Genomic DNA, 3,977 nt, shown 5'->3' with positions numbered 1-3,977 from the left:
ACGCAGGACGGTGCGGCGGTTGAGTTCCGGAGCCGGGTTGCTGGATGGCGACGGGGCTGACGGCCGCACCGGGTGGCCCGCAGTGATCAGGGGCCGCCGCGAGTGGTAGCGCTGCCGGCGCCCTCGGCGCCGGCAGCACGCAGTACCCGTTTGGTAAGTGATGGGTCCGGAAGGAAGAATGGAGGATCAGCGCCATCGGGATCGCCCGGGCGGCGGATGTGAGCCCGGGTTCCGCAGGACATCGACAGGCAGATGGTCTCCGGTCACGCATCCCCCCCATCCGTGACCGGGTGGGCCGGCGGAAGACATGAGCCGGCGCACGACGAGACCGGCACATGGTGTAGCAGTTCCTTCAGGGCCCTGGTGCCGTACGGCACCAGGGCCCTCCAGGCGTTCCACAGAGAGGCAAGATGACAGCGGACGACACCTTCGGCCGTCTCGACGACGACGATTACCCGGCCTACACCATGGGGCGGGCCGCCGCGATGCTCGGCACCACCCCCCAGTTCCTCCGCGCCCTCGGCGAGGCCAGGCTGATCACCCCGCTCCGTTCGGAGGGCGGCCACCGCCGCTACTCCCGGTACCAGCTGCGCATCGCGGCCCGGGCCCGGGAACTCGTCGACCAGGGCACCCCCATCGAGGCCGCCTGCCGCATCGTCATCCTTGAGGACCAGCTCGAAGAGGCCCAGCGCATCAACGCCGAATACCGCCGCGCCGCAGGAGGGGCCGACGCGCCGGAAGGGGACTGAGCCCAGGCGTCTGCCGTCAACGGGGCCCGGGGACCGGGCGTACTGACGGCCCGGCGCCGTCGCCGGTGAGGTGCGGGACAATGGGGCCGGAACAGCACCAGCTTCCGCCGTGCCGACCACGCGGCGGGGTGACTCGTGGGGGGATCCATGGACATCCGGCTGCTCGGACCGCTGGAGGTGCGGGACGCCGGCGGGCGCGAGATCGGCGTGACCGCCCCCATGCTCCGGGCCACGCTCGCCGCCCTCGCGCTGCGCGCCGGTCAGGTCGTCCCGGTGAACGAGCTGGCCGAAGGGCTGTGGGGCGGCCATGTGCCGCCCAGCGCGCGGACCACACTGCGCAATTACGTGATGCGGTTGCGCAAGGTGCTCCCGCAGGAACTGCTGCGCACCGTGCCGGGCGGGTACCAACTGGCCGTCGGGGAGCGGGACACCGACCTGGGCCGGCTGCGCGAAGCGCTGTCCCGCTCCCGTGACCTGGCCGGCCCGGAGCCGGCCGAGGCGGTGGCGCTGCTCGACGAGGCGATGCGGTGGTGGCGCGGCACCCCGCTCTCCGACCTGCCGGACTGCCCGCTGCGTACCGTGGAACAGGCGCGGCTCACGGAGCTGTATCTGACCCTGCTGGAGGAGCGGTTCGGGCTGAAGCTCGAACTCGGGGAGCACGGCGCGGTCGTGGACGAGATCGCCGCTGCGGCCGGGGCCCATCCGCTGCGGGAGCGGCTGGTGGGGCAGTTGATGCTCGCGCTGTACCGGGGCGGGCGCACGGCCGAAGCGCTGACGGTCTACCGGGAGGCGCGGCGCCGGCTGGTGGCGGAGCTGGGCATCGAGCCGGGTGCCGAACTGCGGGAACTGGAAGGGCTGATTCTGCGCGGAGACCCGTGGCCGGCCGGACCGGAGCCGGCCGCGGACCCGCTTCCGGCCCCGTGCCGGCCGGTGACCCGTACCCGGGCGGCGTTCCCGCCGGCCGTCGCCACCTTCGTCGCGCGCGGCGCCGAACTGGGCCGGATCCGGGCCCGGCTCAGCGACGCGGTGGCCGCGCCCGCGATCTGCCTGATCGACGGCCCCGGCGGCGTCGGCAAGTCCACCCTGGCGGTCCGCGCGGCCCGGGAGGTCGCCGACCGGTTCCCGGACGGCCTGCTCTACGTCGATCTGCGCGGCGCCGACCCGCGCAACGCACCCCTGACCCCGGCCGAGGCGCGGCAGCGGCTGCTGTCCTCGCTGGGCGCCTCCAGCAAGGAGATCCCCGCCGATCCGGACGCGGCCGCTGCCTTCTACCAGGAGCGGTTCGCCGGCCGGCGGGTGCTGGTCCTGCTGGACAACGCCCTGGACCGGACCCAGCTCACCGGGCTCCTGCCGACCGAGCCGGGCTGCGCCGCGCTGATCACCAGCCGCTCCGCGCTGACCGGGGTGCACGGCGCTCACCATCTGCACCTGACCACGCTGAGCACACCGGACGCCATCTCCTTCGTCCAGTCCATCGCCGAGGGCGCCGCCGAGCGCGGCAGCCCGGCGGCATGGGAGGAACTGGTCACGCTGTGCGGGCATCTGCCGCTGGCGCTGCGCATCATCGCGACCCGGATGGCGGCCAGACCGCGCTGGAGCGTCGGGGACTGGACGGCGGTGCTGCGGGACGAGCGGCGCCGCATGGACGAACTGGCGGTGGACGACCTCGATCTGCGGGCCAGTGTGATGGTCAGCATCGACCAGCTGGGCGACACCGCGGCGGCCACCACGTTCCCGCTGCTGGGCACGGCGGCGGTGCTCTCGTACACCCCCGAGGCCGTGGCCGAACTGGCCGGCTGCGCGGTGCCGCAGGCGCGGGAGGCGCTGGAGCGGCTCACCGACGCGCAGATCGCCACCAGTCCCCGGCCGGGCGTGTACGCGCTGCACGATCTGGTGCGGTCGGCGGCGGCCTGGCAGGCGGCGAGGCTGCCCCGCCGGCGGGAGCGCGCGGCCCTGGCCGGACTGGCCCGGTGGTGCGCCGGTTCGCTCTACCGGGGCAACGAGCCGCTGGCCCTGGCCTGGCGGTACCGGGGGCGCTACCGGGCCGGGGCCGAGCGGTTCCCCCGGGGACGGACGTTCGCCTCGGCCGACGCGTCGCTGCCGTGGATGGACGAGGTGCTGGAGGACGTGCTGGCGCTGGCAACGCAGTTGTCGGCACCCGAGTACGACACGGGGGACGAGCTGGGCGGCCGGCCGCTGTCCTGCTTCGCGCTGGAGAGCGTGCGCGCCCTGGAGACGTACTTCGGGATGCGGCTCGCCTGGCGAGCGCAGGTCGCACTCTGCGATCTGGCGCTGACGGTGGGGGAGCGGCAAGGGGACGCGTTCGCCCGGGCGGTGGCGTACTCCCAGCGGGGAAAGGCGGTCGGCCAGCGGGGCGAAGGGCTGCGCGCGGTGGAACTGCTGGAGCGCGGCAGGGAGATCTTCCAGTCGCTGGGGAAGCGTCTGGAGGCCCTGGGCACGCTGATGAACATGGTGCCCAGCCTCGGCTCGGCCGGCCGTCTGGCCGAGGCGGTCGAGGTGGGGGAGCGGGCGCTGCGCGAGGCGGACGAACTGGACAACGCGGACTGCCGCGCCCAGATCGTCAACAACCTGGGCCGCTGCCATCTCTTCCTGGGCCGGCCGGACCGGGCGTACCCGCTCTTCCGCGCCAACTACGAGGCGGTCGCCGTCGCCGTCCACGAGCGGACGATCGCCGCCGGGCTGCTGGCCGAGTACCACCTGGAGCTGCGGGAGTACGAGGAGGCCGCGCGCTGGGCGAACCGTGCGCTGCACCCGCCGGGTGACCAGCCGCTGGACCCGTTCGTGATGGCGCAGCAGCGCACCTGGCTGGCCGCGGCGCTGCGCGGCCTGGGCCGCGAGGAACTCGCCCTGCGGGAGGAGCGGCGTGCGCAGGAGGTACTCGACGACCTCAACAGCCGGGAGAACATCCACTTGCGGGTGCGAATCGAGGAGCGGTACGCCATCCGCTAGTTCTGCCCGGTGAGCGGCGCCGGATCCCCCGATGGGCCGCTGCTACGGATCTGATACGCGGCTGCTACGCCTGACGATCACCTTGCGTCAGGTTGCGCGGTAGCCTTCCCCTCAGTCGCAGCAGCAAACGTCATGCAGGGGGATCCATGAGCGACGAAGTCAAGCTCGCACCGGATGAGCTGACCTGGGTGATGAGCATCATCAACGGCGCCTTCTCCGAGATGCAGGAGGTCGCGCGCGGGATCAGCGGCCAGGGAG

Annotated in this window: 2 protein-coding genes; both read left to right on the top strand. The window is 73.4% G+C overall.

Annotated elements, in window-relative coordinates; all coding sequences use genetic code 11:
• The first annotated feature begins 410 nt into the window (after window positions 1-410).
• The gene (locus ACFV5N_RS25500; RefSeq protein ID WP_385604199.1) at window positions 411-749 is read left to right on the top strand and encodes a MerR family transcriptional regulator; all 339 of its coding nucleotides are present in this window, start codon (window positions 411-413) and stop codon (window positions 747-749) included.
• Window positions 750-896: 147 nt separating this feature from the next.
• Window positions 897-3,719 carry a BTAD domain-containing putative transcriptional regulator gene (locus tag ACFV5N_RS25495; RefSeq protein ID WP_385604196.1) on the top strand — a complete coding sequence of 941 codons (2,823 nt, stop codon included), beginning with the start codon at window positions 897-899 and terminating at the stop codon, window positions 3,717-3,719.
• Window positions 3,720-3,977 lie beyond the last annotated feature (258 nt).

It is taken from the genome of Streptomyces sp. NPDC059853, from assembly GCF_042731495.1.
Classification (GTDB): Bacteria; Actinomycetota; Actinomycetes; order Streptomycetales; family Streptomycetaceae; genus Streptomyces.
This window is presented reverse-complemented; position numbering and strand designations above follow the sequence as displayed.